Origin of the sequence: Paenibacillus macquariensis (genome assembly GCF_900156375.1) — a bacterium.
Lineage (GTDB): Bacteria > Bacillota > Bacilli > Paenibacillales > Paenibacillaceae > Paenibacillus_AQ > Paenibacillus_AQ macquariensis.
In genome coordinates, this window is the sequence record NZ_FTNK01000011.1 from 1 (window position 1) to 16,906 (window position 16,906).

At 43.5% G+C, this 16,906-nt stretch carries 10 protein-coding genes and 1 rRNA gene; 2 read left to right on the plus strand and 9 right to left on the minus strand.

Annotated features, from left to right (window positions below; genetic code table 11):
• A 16S ribosomal RNA gene (locus tag BW961_RS18445) occupies positions 1 to 296 on the minus strand; the annotation flags it as partial.
• Between the two features lie 441 nt (positions 297 to 737).
• Between BW961_RS18445 and BW961_RS18450 the strand changes: the two genes are divergently transcribed.
• The gene (locus BW961_RS18450) at positions 738 to 1,988 is read left to right on the plus strand and encodes a molybdopterin-dependent oxidoreductase (protein ID WP_082867428.1); all 1,251 of its coding nucleotides are present in this window, start codon (positions 738 to 740) and stop codon (positions 1,986 to 1,988) included.
• 74 nt (positions 1,989 to 2,062) lie between these two features.
• Here BW961_RS18450 and ligA read toward each other — a convergent pair whose 3' ends face one another.
• The 8 genes from ligA to BW961_RS18490 form a co-directional block, all read right to left on the minus strand.
• Complete coding sequence (gene ligA / locus BW961_RS18455; RefSeq protein WP_068584348.1) at positions 2,063 to 4,075, minus strand: NAD-dependent DNA ligase LigA; 2,013 nt, start codon at positions 4,073 to 4,075, stop codon at positions 2,063 to 2,065.
• A 41-nt stretch (positions 4,076 to 4,116) separates the two neighbouring features.
• Positions 4,117 to 6,429: a DNA helicase PcrA gene (gene pcrA / locus BW961_RS18460; protein ID WP_068584346.1), complete on the minus strand. Its 2,313-nt coding sequence runs from the start codon at positions 6,427 to 6,429 to the stop codon at positions 4,117 to 4,119.
• Between the two features lie 66 nt (positions 6,430 to 6,495).
• Entirely contained in the window at positions 6,496 to 7,173 is a 678-nt protein-coding gene (gene pcrB / locus BW961_RS18465) for a heptaprenylglyceryl phosphate synthase (RefSeq protein ID WP_394327614.1), read from the minus strand.
• Positions 7,174 to 7,357: 184 nt separating this feature from the next.
• The gene (locus BW961_RS18470; RefSeq protein WP_068584468.1) at positions 7,358 to 8,254 is read right to left on the minus strand and encodes a phosphatidylinositol-specific phospholipase C/glycerophosphodiester phosphodiesterase family protein; all 897 of its coding nucleotides are present in this window, start codon (positions 8,252 to 8,254) and stop codon (positions 7,358 to 7,360) included.
• 160 nt (positions 8,255 to 8,414) lie between these two features.
• Positions 8,415 to 9,701: an alpha-L-fucosidase gene (locus BW961_RS18475; protein WP_068584340.1), complete on the minus strand. Its 1,287-nt coding sequence runs from the start codon at positions 9,699 to 9,701 to the stop codon at positions 8,415 to 8,417.
• A gap of 21 nt (positions 9,702 to 9,722) precedes the next feature.
• Entirely contained in the window at positions 9,723 to 10,751 is a 1,029-nt protein-coding gene (locus BW961_RS18480; RefSeq protein WP_068584337.1) for a glycoside hydrolase family 18 protein, read from the minus strand.
• A gap of 24 nt (positions 10,752 to 10,775) precedes the next feature.
• Positions 10,776 to 13,394 (minus strand): transglutaminase-like domain-containing protein, encoded by a 2,619-nt coding sequence (locus tag BW961_RS18485; RefSeq protein WP_068584332.1) that lies wholly within the window; start codon positions 13,392 to 13,394, stop codon positions 10,776 to 10,778.
• Positions 13,395 to 13,400: 6 nt separating this feature from the next.
• A complete protein-coding gene (locus BW961_RS18490; RefSeq protein WP_139331691.1) occupies positions 13,401 to 14,423 on the minus strand; it encodes a carbohydrate-binding family 9-like protein in 1,023 nt (340 codons plus the stop codon).
• 132 nt (positions 14,424 to 14,555) lie between these two features.
• Here BW961_RS18490 and BW961_RS18495 point away from each other — a divergent pair, with 132 nt between their 5' ends.
• Positions 14,556 to 16,844, plus strand: coding sequence for a helix-turn-helix domain-containing protein (locus BW961_RS18495; RefSeq protein WP_068584329.1), 2,289 nt, complete (start codon positions 14,556 to 14,558; stop codon positions 16,842 to 16,844).
• The last annotated feature ends 62 nt before the right edge of the window (positions 16,845 to 16,906 follow it).

The window sequence follows — 16,906 nt, forward strand, 5'->3', positions numbered from 1 at the left end:
CATCGTCGCCTTGGTGAGCCGTTACCTCACCAACTAGCTAATGCGCCGCAGGCCCATCTATAAGTGGCAGATTACTCCGCCTTTCAGTGTCTCTTCATGAGAAGAAACAAATTATCCGGTATTAGCTACCGTTTCCGGTAGTTATCCCAGTCTTACAGGCAGGTTACCTACGTGTTACTCACCCGTCCGCCGCTAAGTTGTTTTGAAAGCAAGCTTTCAAAACAACTCCGCTCGACTTGCATGTATTAGGCATGCCGCCAGCGTTCGTCCTGAGCCAGGATCAAACTCTCCAAATTGGTATTTAGAAAGAGCGAAATGCTCATTTTGAAACAAACTGACAAGAACACAAATGTTCTTTATTTTAAAAAAATCACATCATCCATTTGTTCAGTTTTCAAAGAACTTATTAACTTCTGCAATCAAACACTTTCGTTTGTCACAAGAAATTTATTATATCATTTCCTCGCTGTCGATGTCAACTCTTTTTTTGAGCTGATATGAAGCTTAGAAGCTGTGTAAGTCACTTGCTAGAAGCGACATTTAATAATTTAACATGATATTCGACACAATGCAAGCTTTTTTTCAAAGAAAATTTATCTTCTACCTTTACATTTGATATCACTTCATAATTAGAACCTCGATCTACCCATCGCTTATCATTCCCCTTATAATTGAAATCATATCGAACCCAGCATACAGAAGTTGTAATCCACTCAATACCAGAAGGAGGAAAACCCTTGAAAGACTGGCTAAGTAGATTAACTAAGGGCTATGGGCGCAAGCTAGCTTCTATTCATTATTGGAATGCTTGGATTGTTGTTGTGTTATCACTTAGCGGTGTGATATTGCTGGGTGGCTTCTGGCGAGAACTACTCGGCGAAGGCCGCGTGTGGCTTAAATGGCTTCATGTAGGCGTCGGTCTAGTTCTCCTGATCCCCGTCTTCTACTATCTTCTACTTATAAAGAAACATTGGAAACAACTCAGAGGGAAGCCTTGGCAGAAATTCAATGTTGTATTGGTGCTTACACTACTAATCGGTTGGATTGGTTCAGGCGTCGTACTTTGGCAGATTAGAACGTTCGGACCTACATGGGCCAATCCCGCTCTTATTGTACATGATTTACTCACGTGGATTGGGTTACCGTATATTATCTATCACGCCATTACACGTACTGGATGGATCAAACAATCCGGAAAAAGATCTGTGAAAACAGATAGCGAAAAATACCATCAGACTCCTGGCTCCTATCAACCGCTTTACACACGCCGTGAATTCATTCGTTCCGCTATTGGAATTGGAATCGCTGTAACTGTAGGTCCTTCTTTCTTCAAATGGGTGGGTCGTGGTCTAGGTGTAGGTCAAACTATGGAAGACGTTATTAGCGCTAACCCCAACGAACTGGTTCCTGCACCACAGCCTGCTGTATCCTCTTTGCCTCCTATAGGCGGTGGTGCCAAAGGTGATTTCAGAGTGTATAGTGTTACGCCTATTCCGTCTTTTAATAACAGCAACTGGTCGTTTACGATCGATGGATTAGTCGATCGTCCTTCTACTTGGAATTGGGAGCAATTTGTTGCATTAAGTCGCACTGTCCAAGTCAGTGATTTCCATTGCGTTACGGGATGGTCCGTATACAACAATACTTGGGAAGGCATTCCCCTCAAGACTTTTTTGACAGCAGCTGGTGTTAAGTCTGAATCCACTACAGTGAAATTCTATTCTGGTGATGGCGTATATACGGATTCACTCACCTTAAACCAAGCTCAGATGGATGATGTACTTATCGCTGTTCTTCATGACGGTGAAGTTATTACAGCTGATTTGGGAGGCCCAGTTCGCCTGATTGTACCTCGCATGTATGCATATAAATCAGTTAAATGGTTGAATCGGATTGAGCTAATCCAAGGGGATCATATAGGGTATTGGGAAGATCGAGGTTACGATAAGGATGCATGGGTGTCCAAATCGAACAAAACAGCATATTGATTCGTTCGACATTATGTTAGTAAAAAATGCAGTAGCCTCAACTTCATCGAGGCTACTGCATTTATGTTGTAAGATCAAATCTCCAATAGACGGATGAACTCATCTTCATCTTCAATGACTTGAATGCCAAGCTTCTGTGCTTTGGCAAGTTTACTGCCTGCTTTCTCTCCGGCAATGACAATATCCGTCTTGGCAGATACACTACCTGTGACTTTTGCACCAAGCGCTACTAACTTGTCTGCCGCTTCATCACGGCTCAACTTGTGTAGTGTTCCTGTCAGTACGATCGTCTTACCACTAAAGAAAGAATCTGTACTTACAACTCGCGGAGCTTCCGGCGCTTTCGCTTGAACACCTAACGCAAGCATCCGCTCAATCCCCGCTTGCATACGAGGATCTGCAAAGAAATTCACAATACTCTCAGCTACGATTCCTCCAACGTCCGGTAATACAACTAACTCCTCTACCGTCGCGGCCATAACAGCATTAAGATCACGATAATGATCAGCTAACATTCGGGTAGTCGCTTTACCTGTATTCGGAATACCTAATGCAAAGAGGAATGAAGCCAGGTCACGTTCTTTGCTCTTCTCTAATGCTTGCAGGAGATTATTCGCCTTTTTCTCCCCAAATCGATCTAACTTAACGAGATCCTCAAAGGTTAACGAGTATAGATCCGCAGGCTCTCGCACATCCAATTCCGTGTTCAATAGTTCCGCAGTCATACCACTGAATGTATCGATATCCATCGCGTCTCTTGATGCAAAATGAGTAATACGACCGATTAATTGCGGCTTGCAATTGAGGCTATCATAACAGAACAAATGTGCACCCTTCTGTTCCAATGGAAATCCACATGACGGACAGTGGGTTGGAAACACTATCTCTTCCCCATCATTCTCATCGGGTACCTTACCGAGAATCTCCGGGATCACGTCATTAGACCTGCGGATAAACACCCGCGCACCTAACGCATGCTTCAAGTTCTTACGTTCAATATCTCCGATATTATTCAACGTACAGTTCTGTACCGTAACGCCTGCAAGTTCGACAGCTTCTACACGAGCTACAGGAGTGATTTTGCCAGTACGACCTACTTCCCAAGAGACAGATTCCAACACCGTTGTGGTCTCTTCGGCTTCAAACTTATATGCAACCGCCCAACGAGGAAATTTATCGGTATACCCAAGCACACCTCTTGTCTCCATATCAACAACCTTGATAACCGCTCCATCAATGAGATAATCCAGACCTGAACGACTCTCCACAATCTTCGCCAACTCTTCCGTTACATCATCGAAATTCTCGAAATACGTAATAAATGGGTTGACCTTGAATTGATTGTTTCTTAAAAAGTCCATCATCTCTCGATGATTCGCAAACGTATTAGCATCGCTATAACCTACGTTGTAGAAATAAGCACTTAATCGACGTGATGCCGTTGCCTTAGGATTCAAGTTACGAAGCGCCCCTGCTGCGGCATTACGTGCATTCTTCAGCGGCTCAGCAGCCGTTAGATTGTAGTTACTCAAGACAGATAAATTCATAATTCCTTCACCTTGAACTTCAATCGTGCCTTCAGAGAACGGAATCGTAAGTGGCACAGACTTGATCGTTTTGACCTGAGCGAGAATACCTTCACCAACAACTCCATTCCCACGGGTCGCTGCCTGAACTAATCTTCCGTCTTGATAAGTCAAATTAAGCGTTAATCCATCAAACTTCAGTTCAACCGCGTAACATGGATTAGGTAAAGGCTTTTCTGGATTCTTACTGTTATAATCCGTTACTAATTTGATTACTCGGTTATTCCAATTACGAAGTTGATCAATATTCTGAGCCTTATCCAGACTCCAGAGTGGTGAGAGGTGACGATGAGGCTCGAAGCCTCGTAGCAACTCTCCTCCTACTCGCTGTGTTGGAGAATCAGGAAGTATTACGCCACTATCCTTCTCAAGTTGAACCAACTGATCGTACAGAACGTCATATTCCTTATCGCTTACGAGAGGTGTGTCCATCGTATAGTAATGATAATTATACTTGTTAAGCTCGGCTACAAGCTGCTCCATGGTATGCATTGAATCCATGCGGGCGTATCCCTCCGTCATTCAATTAAAATTCGCTCTACTTACTCTACTTTGGTAATTGGTGCAAATCCAGCTAACAACCGCTTCACGCCAACAGGTGCTGGGAAAGCTATCTGTAACTCCGTATCATTTCCACTACCTTTTATCGAAACGATGACACCAATGCCCCATTTACCATGGGAAACCTTATCCCCTGCTTTGAGAGAAGCCGGATCAGTAGCACTACCCGCTGGTGCGGTGTTTGCCTTCATCGAAGTAGTTACTGTTACGCGACTTTGTGAAGAGGACGCCGAAGCAGTAGAGCCGCCTTTACCGAAATTACTTCCCCCACTACTACCTAAGCTACGTCCTCCATAAGATCCACCACTGTTGCCTCCACGTTGATAACGGTCACGATCGCGAGTCATCACAGTGTCTTCCTTAAGCTCGTCTGGAATCTCTTCTAGAAAACGAGATGGTTTATTCGCTGTCGTCCGTCCGAATAAGGTACGCATTTGGGCACAAGAAAGGAATAACTGTTTCTCTGCTCGTGTGATACCCACATAAGCAAGGCGACGTTCCTCTTCAAGTTCATCATTATCAGTAAAAGAACGGCTATGTGGGAACACTCCTTCTTCCATCCCGATGATGAAGACGACTGGGAACTCCAATCCCTTGGCACTATGCATTGTCATAAGAATGACGTTATCCTCTTCTTCCTCTGGATCATCATTCACACTATCGATGTCAGCAATTAATGCTAGATCTGTTAGGAAAGAAACCAATGTCTTATCTTCATTATTCTTCTCAAATTCCTGCGTTACAGACAAGAACTCATCTATGTTCTCTAGGCGGGAACGTGACTCAAGGGTCTTCTCATTGTCGAGTTCAATACGATATTTAGATAATTCAAGGATTTGTTCAGTTAGTTCGGTTACAGATAAGTATTCCACCATGCGATGTAAAGACTCAATCATATCGTAGAATCCTACAAGTGCATCGCGTGTGCGTCCCGCAAATCCTAGATCATCCACGTACTGCAACACACGGAAGATCGAAGTTCCACGTTCTGATGCAGCAGCTGCAAGCTTCGCTACCGTCGTATCCCCAATAGCTCTCTTTGGTACGTTAATAATTCTAGTTAAACTGATATCATCATCAGGATTGGATAAAAGCTTCAAGTATCCCAGTAGGTCTTTGATTTCTTTACGATCATAGAACTTAATACCGCCCACAATCTGATATGGAATATCTGATTTGATCAGAATTTCCTCTATTACCCGAGACTGAGCGTTCGTACGGTATAGGATGGCGTGATTCTGGTACGATTGTCCTTCTTTTATATTCTTACTAATCTCTGAAGTGACAAAATAACCTTCATCATGTTCCGAGTTCGCACGATAGACTTTAATCTTCGCGCCTTCCCCTTTGTCCGTCCACAGCTTCTTCGGTTTGCGTCCTGTGTTCAGATTAATCACTTCGTTCGCAGCATTCAGAATGTTCGACGTCGAACGATAGTTCTGCTCTAGGAATATCGTCTGTGCTTCTGGATAATCCTTCTCAAAGTTCAAGATATTGCTGATATCAGCACCGCGCCAGCGATAGATGGATTGATCACTATCTCCTACTACGCAAATACGCTGATGCCCCTCTGCCAACATACGACATAGCATATACTGTGCACGGTTGGTATCTTGGTATTCGTCAACGTGGATATACTGGAACTTTTTCTGATAGAAATCAAGCACTTCAGGTACATCCCTAAATAATTGAATAGTCGTCATGATAAGATCGTCGAAATCTAGGGAGTTATTGAACTTAAGACGTCTTTGGTACATTTTATAAACTTTGGCTGCCAACTCTTCGAAGTAATCCGAGGCCTTCTGTTCGAATTGATCCGGTAATAGAAGTTCGTTCTTAGCGGAACTAATGATAGCCTGGATGGCCTTCGGTTCGAATTTCTTCGTATCCATGTTCAATTCCTTCATACAACCACGGATAACCGACAATTGATCTGTAGAATCCAGAATGGAGAAGCTTGATGAGAATCCAATCCGTTCAATATCTTTACGTAAAATACGAACACACATGGAGTGGAAAGTAGACACCCAAATGTCCCGTCCTTCTCTGCCTACAAGCTTCGATACCCGCTCCTGCATTTCACGTGCTGCTTTGTTGGTAAAAGTAATTGCCAGAATAGCCCATGGTGGTGCTTTACGCTCAGCAATAAGGTATGCTATCCGATGCGTTAGCACACGCGTCTTTCCACTCCCCGCTCCTGCCATAATCAATAGCGGCTTCTCCGTAGCTAGAACCGCTTGTTGTTGCGGTGGATTAAGTCGTTTGATTCCTTCATGTATGTCAATAGGTTGCATGCGTACATGCTCCTTTCCAATATCTATATTGTGGTGGTGATTCAGGTCAAGACATTATTAAGTCGTTCACTTCACAGCTAATACAGTCTGTAATGCTTGTTCCAAATCCTCATAAATAATATTGCCTACAACAATCGTATCACTAACCGATGCTGCTTGCTTTGCTGTATTGAGGTCTTTAATTCCTCCGCCGTAGATCAATTGAGCGCTAGTTAGCTTCTGGTGTACGCCTCTAACCGTCTCCATATCACCGAAAGTACCACTGTATTCCAAGTACACGACTGGCAATGACATTAACCTGTCCGCGACTTGCGCATATGCAATCGTGCCTGATGTATCAAGTAATGTATTCGCCCCCGTAAGACGCGCCACTGCGGAGTCTGGATTCAGCACTATATAACCTTCGGTAACGAGTAGTTCCCAAGGAATCATATAGCCATAACGGTCAATCGCCTGCTGTTGGTGCCCTACAATCCATGAAGGATCAGAACTATTAAGTACCATCGGTATCATATAGAGGTCGAATCCTGGAACAATAGCTTCCATATCAGATACTTCTTGCACACAGGGCAATTCATAACGTCTTATACGCGATAAAAGATCTACTGTATTCTCATAAGTTACTCCTGTAGAGCCTCCCACCATTATAGCATCCGTACCAGACAGACATACCGTATTTAGACTCTGATCATCCAACTGACGGTCTGGATCGAGCTTAAACACATGCCTCCAAGACTTCAACATTTCCTTCAACCTTCATACCTCCACGCATCATCTTAAAGCTATAAATCTAGTCTATGATAGTGAGGGTGTAGTGTCAATCTGTTCGCATTGAATACGAACAATATATTTATGCATGATGAACGCAGGAAATATGCCTAAACTCCTGAAAGAGCAGGCATATTTCTTTTAACATCTTAAATCATATTTATTTCGAACCCAGTAGATACCACTTATTCGCAGAATTCAGGACCATCTCAGATAGATCATCCGTGTAGAAACCATAGATGCCCATCTTCTCATATTTCTTCATGTCTGCGATGTCGTTAATCGTATGTACATACGTAACTACGCCTACTTTGTTAAGTTTTGAGACAAAACTTTCGCTTGTACGATTCTCTGGCATCGTAACACCGGTAATCTTATTCTTCGTAACGAAATCAATCACTTCTTGATCGGTATCCTTGGACGCATATAAGGTATAAATAATAGACGGGAATTCATATACTCCCTGCACTGTCTTCAGCATTGGTTGATCATAAATTTGTGGAACAATCCTCTGAAGTAGCTTAGGGTTACGACGTTGCTCTGCTTCTTTGACCATTAAGCTTAAGATATCCACCTGTTGCTGTTCTTTCGTATCCGTCACCATATAGATGTCTGGATATTCCTCCATGAGATCGAGAATGTCGCCCCAATCTAGTGGTTTCAATTTCCCTAAGATATCACTTTCTTTGAACTCCTTATGAGTCAGCGGAACGGCTTGACGATCCTCTGGAAGTTCCTCCTCTTGCTGAAGCTCCTTGGTCATGGATTGAGTCCATTCGTGTCTAGCTACCACTTGATGATCTTCCGTCAAAAGAAGATCCACCTCAAACACTCGGTTCCCTTGCTCATAATTCGCGACAAAAGCCTCGTATGAATTCGTATATGCTTGATTCTGAATACTGCCCATGGCATGCGAGATGAGTTTGTAGTCTGTAAAGTTGGTGTGACTAGTGCTGCTACTACTTTTTCTATTACTACCACTAGATTCTCCTGAAGAGGTAAGTATGATTCCTGCCGTAATTCCTACTAATATTAGTAACATAAATAATTTTCTCAAGAATATCACAACCTTTATCGTCATTAGCAAGATGTGCACTACATACTAATACCCCATCTTGTCTAGGACCAAACGGGGGATACTCATCACTTGAAATGGAACAGAAGAGCCACCTTATATAGGTGGCTCTTTCTGTTGTATTCATTTTGTTGTATTCATTTTAGTTGTGTGTAACAACCGCACCAGAACCGCCATACATGTCCAATTCACCCTCAAGCTCTAGCTTAAGAACGGTAACCTGTTCATGTGCATCTTCAGCTGTCATATGAATCCATGTGGTTCCAGGAATATTGAACCATGGTACACCGCCGTGAATTTCATGTGTCAGTTTTTTACCGGAATGAAGCACTGTTATGTCTTTGATTGTGTTCGATAATCCTTTGAGGCATAGACATTCTTTAGGATCATCATATACGAAGAGGTACAAGGTTTTCTTGTCTTTAGAAATCGTGCTCCCGCCTAAGAAATATCGTGGCAAGATCCCTTCATCAGTTTCGAACACCGCTTCTTCATGCGTTCCAATCCATTTGCCCAGTCCTAACAGAATAGCTTCTTCTCTAGGATCTACGGTGCCATCTTCCATAGGTCCGATATCGAGCAACATATTGCCCCCCATGGTGATACAATCACAGAACATCCGGATGATCTGATTCAATGATTTGAATTTCGTGTCTGTTGGCACATATCCCCAAGAGCTATTGATGGTTGTACAGAATTCCCACGGACCCTCGGGTCTTGTGATTGGAATACCTTGCTCAGGTGTTTTGTAATCACCATGCCCTTGGAGACGTGAGTTAATGATAATGTCTGGATTGAAGGATTGTAAATATTGCTTGAACTCTGGAAGATTCCACTGTTTCGCGCTTCTCTCCCAATCCCCGTCGAACCATAAGAGATCTACTTTACCGTAATCGGTTAAAATCTCTTGTAATTGATTGTTGTTGAATTCGAGGAATCTATTCCATTTCTCTTCATCTTGAACACCGTCTGTAGGCTCAGAGAATTTATTAACTTTGCTTAAATCGTCAGGGATAATGCCATTTTGATAGACACTTGGATAGTCTGGATGCGACCAGTCGATTAGAGAGTAGTACATGCCAAGGTGAATGCCTTTTTTCGTAATCGCTTCGGCATATTCTTTAATGATGTCCCGTTTAACCGGGGTACTCTTCACGACATTTAAGTCGCTATATTGTGTATCCCACAGGGCTACACCATCATGATGTTTGGTTGTAAGAACGGCATATTTCGCACCAGACTTTTCAATGAGATCTGCCCATTTGTCTGCATCGAATTTCGAGGCTGTAAAGCCGTCTAATTGTTTCATATAATCTTCGTAAGAGATCCCGCCATTAAAGAACGACCACGATTCAGATATCCCGTTCACTGCATAAATACCATAGTGAATAAAAATACCCAACTTCGCCTTTTCAAACCACTTGTCCATTGTCATCCCTCTCCCTTACTATTAAAGTCCTTTATGCATGGTATCGAGCAACCGATGCGTCTTATCGCAACCGTACTCCCAGAACATCATTCCGGCCAAATTGTGATTCTTAACATACTCACATTTGTGCTCAAGCGATTCTTCGTCATCATAAGATATGAAGCTAGTCCCATTAAAAAGGAACGGTGCCTTTGCTTCTTCATCCCAATGACGGGTATACCCATTTTTATTGATGTAATTGGCACTAAGGTCCGTGAAGTCCGGTCCATATCCTCCTGTACTTCCGGCCATTTGATGGAGACCATGATTAATATCAGGAACCTGCTTCCATACACGGGAGTAGAATGCTACGCCGATCACAATTTTCTCTCTAGGAACGCCAGCCCGGACAAACATATTGATAGATGATTCCGTACTAATACGGAATAGATCCCCTGGTGATGTATGCAAGTTCGTATGGTGACCCGTCAGAACCTGAAAACCTCCACGCATGTCGTATGTCATCAATTGCACAAAATCCAAATACTGCTGTACTTGATCCATCTCCGTGCCGTCTACATAATACTGATCGGCTCCTGCGGCGATCGTAAGTAAGTAATGACGTTCGTCCTGTGCGCCTTGACGATCCAACGCCTCCCGTATGGTCTTCAATAGTAATGTAAAGTTCTTCTTATCATCAGGGCTTGATTCAATGCCCGCTTCACCATAACAAGGATATTCCCAATCCAGATCAATTCCATCGAATGGGTAGTCGATTAGTACACGAACAGCCGAATTAGCCATTGCGCTTCTTCCCTCCTCGGAAGAAGCAGCTTCGGAGAATCCGCCAGCACTCCATCCTCCGACAGACAATATTAAGTTTAGTTCGGGATGTTCATCTTTTATCTTTTGCAGCATATCCATATGCTTTATATGATCCGTAATGATCACATCATCCTTGACATGTCCAAATGCCACATTCAGATGGGTCAGTTTCTTCAGGTCCTCCTGAGTCAAATCGGGAATCTTAGAGTCAACGACATAACCAGCTACAATATATGTTTGTTTCATTGTGTTATTTCACTCCTGTTCATATTATGGTTTCGATACACCGGAAAGGACCTGAAGAGCTTCCTTAGCAATACCCAGCTTATACCCGGACTCTGTATATCGGATGCGATCTTGTTCATCAAGCACATAGACGTGTGGGAAGCTAACTTCTTTCTCTTCGAACTGTGGCATAAAGCCTTGTAGTGAATCATAAACGGAGTCCCGAATAATCATGCTACCTGACGGCAGATTCAGATAACTCGAAGGATCAAATGATGCATTCCACTTATCATCACCGACCACAAGAATGATTGGAGCGCCAATGTCTGAGTACGGCTCAGCGAGCTCGCAGATTTCGCGGATCAAATGCTTAGATGGCTCTCGCTCTGGTTCGATCCATGCGATCAAAGCACCCTTCGTACCCACTAATTCTCCTAGTGTCTTATCGGTTCCGTCCGACAGGGCGAATTTACTGTTCCGATCAACTGAACCAAGTACCGGAATATCAAGTTGAACATTGCGGAATGTCAGAGTCACCTCTGTTTGTTCTCCGGCATTCACCTTGAAATAAGTACTGCGAATCTGCACTGTTCCATCCTTCAGACGTATACCCGTTATCATTCGGTAAGACCCCTGCATAACTTCGAATGGCTCATCGTACACATCCAATTTACCGTTCGGGTAGATCAACGTTGTGTAAATGCCATTGTCTAATCGTGCAAAGGTGAAATTCACCGAATACGAAGCAACTGGGGCTTCTGGTCCCGCTTCGGCATCCCGAATCAATTGCACTGTCCCATTATTCTTCTTCTCCGTATCATGATCCAACGCTTGCCCGAATTGCGCATCCGCCCAACTGTCGCCAGTCAGATATTGCGGCTTCTGTTCACTCGGATGCAATCGTGCTGGGATTCCTAGGCTGCGACAGATGCTCACAAACATGATAGCAATAGAAGGATGATCGCCCTTCTTCAACTGATAGGTACCAATCGGTGTTGTTCTGCCTTTTAAATGGGACAAATCTTCTCTGATCTCCCACTCCTCATTGATTCGACGAACCAGCTCAGACGGGTTGGCTCTATATATAGTCGATTCCGATTCGGTAAATTCGCCTTGGAATACCCGCTTATAGGGTCCAATCATTTCAAATTGTACGCGCGGACAAAGAATATACTGAACAAAGATATCTTCCTGGAACTCTCCTTGTTGAGAGATGGATCCAAATAGATGATCATCCAATGTAACACGGAAAGTATCTATTAAATCTTTCTCTCTCAAACTTTCTAGTAGACGGAGCGGCCACTCACCATATTCACGACAGCGTTCCTCTAGGAAAGCAGCAATTTCGCGACTGTTGCCGCGCGCTTTACGAATAACATCCCATACGCGCTCCGGTTCTAGTTCCAATTTACGGGCAATCTCACCCGCTTGTGCTTCATTTAGAAATGTGTCTTCGTAGTTTTTCCGAATCAACATTCCATTCTCAAGGCGGTCGTTATGCCGTTGCATCTCTTCCTCGGAGATCGGATCTGATGCTTCACCCTCTCGTTCCGGCGGAGGGACCAGATCAAAGTCTACCGATCCTTCTAGCTGCTGTGTCTGGTTAAGAACAACCTCGAAATGAACACGATCTGCAACTGTTATTTTCTCTTCTCCCCATCGACCTGCATATACCGCACGAATGACCAGATCACCAAATCCTGTCTTGAATGAAACCTCGCCCCGTTCATTGGTTGGTAGCACGACAATCGGTGATAATTCGGCCATATTGTACAGCTCAAAGTATACTTTGGCGCCTTTAATCGGCTGTCCGATCTCATCCTTTATAAGAACCGTGATTGTCTTCGTAGGTGCATAACCATCCAGGAGATTGATTTCTGTGTACCACTCGTCAGCAAGCGTGATATCCTCCGGACCAGGATAGTTCGAAGGAACTCGCGTATTGATCAACATCGCTCTACGCGCAGGTGGACTAAACCATCCTTGATTCAGTCTAACTTCCGGTTCACATGCACCGATGTAAACCCATTGTCCGTCAGCCCATGCCTCTACCCATGCGTGATTATCATCACAATGCGCCCAGCGTGGGGTATAACACTGGCGGGCAGGAATGCCAATACTTCGTAACGCAGAGACTGCAAGTGTCGATTCTTCGCCGCAGCGACCTCGAGCGTTCCTCATCAGCGTCAGCGGCGAGATCGTACGAAAATCACTTCCGATATATGTTGCTTTCTCATGGCACCAATAATTCGTCTCCAGAATAGCCTCGGTCATCGACAGATTCGCCGTACGTTCTGCCAATTCATTAAATAAGATGCGCCGACAATCATCGATACTCTCACTATTCACCCGGTATGGTAAGACAAAATGTAGAAATAAATGATCAGGAACTCTATCTCCCCAAGGAACCTCATTGCGGATTTCCAACGTCTGGCGGACATGACTCAAGAATAATGAACCCTCATAATCGGCCAAATCATTAATAGGCATATACGCATATAAGAATTTGAGTGCCCATGTCTCTTCTTCGGTTAGTTCCTGCTGAAATATATTGAACAACTGGACATTTTTAGATTGAGCAATAAACTCCTTCTCGCAAAACTTACGCTCGATGAGCTCCATAGTTGTAACATCCAATGAGAACACACTGGTTTGAATAGTCATTTGTCATTACTCCTTCCATAACTTTCCGTCTTCTCTGATATATATGGTTGCAGTACCGTCGGATGACGGCGCTGAAATCTGAAATAGTCTGCTAGTTAACTCGATTGTTGGTGTTATGATCCACGACTCGTCCCCCATCAACATCTTCACATCTGTGGTAAATTCACCATGCTCTGCGAAGTAATTGCGCTCGCGATAATAAAGTTTGCGTAACTCCCACTTCATTCGCTCATCCGGCGAAGGCTCAAACTGTTCAGGACCTTCCTTATCGGCAAACACGACATAACCCCATAACTCTGGGTAATGCATATTAATAATCCCCATTGGAGACCACACCCAGTTATCCTCTGGGAAAGGCTTACCCGTGTCTGGATTCAGAATCTTTGTATATTCGCCGTCCTTAACCTCTGTGCGCCACTGAACGCGAGAGAAATTGACGCGCCAGAATTCATCTTTTACTGGTGGACGTCCCTCTGGAGCACACTCTCGTAAGCTAGTCCATGGCATAGCCACCTCAACACTCCATTTGCGATTATCCGCATCAGGACGATTCAATTCACCATCAATATGAACTGCCGTCTTAAGTCCGTTAATATCCCAAGCGTTAACTGGTGGCCCACCATCGCGATATGGCTTAACCAGCATTAGATCCCATACCGTGTTCAACGCATTAACTTCGAATTCGTAATATTGGTGCGTATCTCCATCAGGATCAATGAAAATTTCAAAATCGTTATCATAAAAAATAACCGCTTCCCGTTCCGTCAACGTAGCCCAAATCTGATCTTCTATCAATTCCGCTGCAAAGTAAAAATACTCATCGTCCCACATCATTTTCACCCGAGTTTGCTTCGTAGGCTTAGGGCGAAGATCTCCTTCAATATCAACGAAATCGTCAGTCCAATCAGCTCCAGCCCAGAACGATTTATCCACGCGACCGTCCAGAACAAGCGACTCGGTTGCACGTCTACAAATATAATGTTTCGGTGCATATTCAATATTCGGTTCCATCACACCACTTGAATTCACGTAATTCCCTCCAGTTGTAAATGAGTTCTGATTGATACTCTATTAGTCATCCTACTCGTATTTGGTTGATTTTCTTGTTATCATATACTTAAGTAATTTACCGTTGATTGGAAGATTAAGGAGGATACATGCATGAAAATGAATTACTTCAAGTCCAAACTATTCTTGAAATACATCTTGTCCTACTTATTCATTCTTCTAATCCCTTTAGTCCTTATAACCGTATTCATCTATGAAAACGCTGTCAGCAATCTCAGGGCTGAAATTGAAAACTCTCATCTCAATCAATTAACACAAACTAAAAATATCATTGACGCCCGGATGAATGAAATGAGTGATGTCGCTACACGTATCTCTTACGACGAGAGACTTACTTCATATCGCGTTCACGATCCCTATTTTGGCAGAGAAGCCATCCAAGCACTAGATCAATATAAGGCACCAAATTCCATCATCAGTGAAATATTCTTATATTTTCATAACAATGAACAGATTTACTCTTCACAAGGTATGTCGAGTCTAGACGTATTTACGGATAAGTACCGTTTCGATAATTGGACTCCTAAAGATCTCAACCAAGATTTGAACAGCGTCAAATTTCCAACGATGCGTCCTGCCGATCTCCTTAACCGTAACTCTTTTGAACAAACGATTCTGGCTTATCTTGTTCCGATTACACCCAACAGCCCTAGCCCACATGCAACGGTCATGTACTTCATCAAAGAAGCTGAGCTCACAGGTTTAATCGATTCGATTCTAGGAAATTACCAAGGACTATCTTATATTTTTGATAATAATGGTCAAATTCTAACCGATAACCGTCAAGGTGAATCCCTTATGGAGGCCGATGCCAACTCCTTATTTGGGCTATCACCAGGAATCCATAGCAAAACGTTAAACGGTAAGCAGCATTCCATCGTATCTGTTAAATCAGAAAATAACGGATGGACCTATGTGACATTGATGCCTAGTTCTCAATTCTTCAGCAGTGTCCTGCATGTTCGCAGTTTCATCATTATGTTGTTCTCCATCGTTGTGCTCGTCGGCGCCGCGATTGCGATCATGTTCGCCCGAATTCAATACCAACCTATATCCACACTGGCGGAGTTCGCTTATGCTAACGCCAAACCAAACCGATCAGCCGATGGACCTGTCCTGCAAGGCAACGAGCTTGAGCGAATTCGGACAGCACTTCTAGATTACAGTTCGCGAGTAGACCTTCAAGAGCCCTATGCACGAAATCACTTTCTCTTTATGCTGTTGAAATACGGTAACGCCCAGAGTCAGACGCCAGAACTCTTAGAAACATTCGACCTTCAATTTGATCGATCTCACCACTTTGTGATGGTGATCATGTGGGGTTCACTTGAAGACGATCAGAACAATAAACAAGACAGACTAGAAATCATACAGCTTTTTACCCAGATGGAGATCCCTGACTTGGATGCCTATGCCTACAGCGTTGAACTCCCTCAACCGGATCAGCTCGCTCTTATTATCAGCTTCAACCTACATATCGAGCTGGAAGAATTCGTCCATGTCCAACATATTGTCGAAGCGATACGTGGGAATATACTCGAAATGGTCGATGTCATTCCATCAATTGGTGTCGGGACCTGTTATTTGAGTCCTGATCATATTAATCAGTCCTTTATTGAGGCCTGTTCGGCATCCGAATTACGCATGTCAACCGATCATGGCACCGTCACTTTTTTCGAGAAACTGTCCTATACGTCCGACCAAACATTCTGGATCCCGGATAGCGAACTACTGAAACTCTCGCAAAGCTTGAAACAAGGAAGTTATGATGTTGCGGCGCAAATCATAAGTCCTGCATTCCGTAATTTACATACACTTTCTGCACTACTTATACGCTGCATTTGCTTTGATATTCTGAATACGATGCTGAAGACCGCATCTGAACTCGGCAACGATAATGCGATGCAGGAAATGGCCCCTAATCTAATGTTCAATTCATTGGATGAATTAGAGCATAGTTTCTTAAATCTTGCTTCTCGGATCTGCGCTCAGGTCGAGCGTAATCAAACAAAGAGGGATCATTCCCTGATGGATCAGGTTATTGTCTATATTGACAATCATTATATGGACCACACGCTCAGTCTAGAGACGATCTCTTTCGAGTTCGACATCTCACCTTCGCATGTCAGTCGTTCTTTCAAGGACAAGATGGGCGTAAACTTTATCCCATACATATGGCAAAAAAGGATGGAAGAAGTCATGCACCAATTAACGATGACAAATGACCCGTTAAAAGACATTATTATGCGCGTCGGTTATCTCGATACGCCGAACTTCATCCGTAAATTCAAGAAGGAAACAGGGTATACGCCCGGCCAATACCGTAAACTTCATAAAGAGAATGAACTGATTGAATCGACACCTGACCTCATTGAAGAATAACCGTGATGCAATCTAACCGGTCATCATGTGGCATGATCCGGTTAGAATTGCTACTTGCATCT

Excerpts from the sequence above, each read along its gene's own strand:
- BW961_RS18480 (WP_068584337.1), bottom strand. The coding sequence starts at position 10,751 with ATGAAACAAACATATATTGTAGCTGGTTATGTCGTTGACTCTAAGATT.
- pcrA (WP_068584346.1), bottom strand. The coding sequence starts at position 6,429 with ATGCAACCTATTGACATACATGAAGGAATCAAACGACTTAATCCACCG.
- ligA (WP_068584348.1), bottom strand. The coding sequence starts at position 4,075 with ATGGATTCAATGCATACCATGGAGCAGCTTGTAGCCGAGCTTAACAAG.
- BW961_RS18475 (WP_068584340.1), bottom strand. The coding sequence starts at position 9,701 with ATGGACAAGTGGTTTGAAAAGGCGAAGTTGGGTATTTTTATTCACTAT.
- pcrB (WP_394327614.1), bottom strand. The coding sequence starts at position 7,173 with ATGTTGAAGTCTTGGAGGCATGTGTTTAAGCTCGATCCAGACCGTCAG.
- BW961_RS18485 (WP_068584332.1), bottom strand. The coding sequence starts at position 13,394 with ATGACTATTCAAACCAGTGTGTTCTCATTGGATGTTACAACTATGGAG.
- BW961_RS18495 (WP_068584329.1), top strand. The coding sequence starts at position 14,556 with ATGAAAATGAATTACTTCAAGTCCAAACTATTCTTGAAATACATCTTG.